This is a genomic window from Pseudoalteromonas sp. GW168-MNA-CIBAN-0100 (genome assembly GCF_040309225.1).
Taxonomy (GTDB): Bacteria; Pseudomonadota; Gammaproteobacteria; order Enterobacterales; family Alteromonadaceae; genus Pseudoalteromonas; species Pseudoalteromonas arctica.
The window spans coordinates 1-271 of record NZ_JBEOOL010000570.1 but is presented as its reverse complement, the minus strand read 5'-3'; the positions used below and the strand labels follow the sequence as shown (position 1 = coordinate 271).

Below are 271 nucleotides of genomic sequence, written 5' to 3'. Positions count from 1 at the left end.
GTACTAAGCTCACTTTGCAGTGCTTTTTGCTGCTCAAGCACTTGGGCTGCGAGTTGTAACTCACCCTCTACATTTTTTAGCTGCGCTGTTTTAAGCTGCAATTGCTTGTGCTTTACCAGTAATGAGTTTTCAGCATTTCGATCTGAGCTTATATGCCAGTTCCGACCATGCAAAGCGGCGGTTTCATCCATTACGGCAATATAAAAATTATCCTCTAATGCTTTAAGTTCGCCGCTTTTACTATAAGCAATACGGCTCAATACTTCAGGGT

Annotated in this window: 1 protein-coding gene; it reads right to left on the bottom strand. The window is 42.4% G+C overall.

Annotated elements, in window-relative coordinates; genetic code table 11:
- A partial coding sequence (locus tag AAEY62_RS22470; protein WP_350636631.1) for a hypothetical protein occupies positions 1 to 271 on the bottom strand: 271 nt, incomplete at both ends.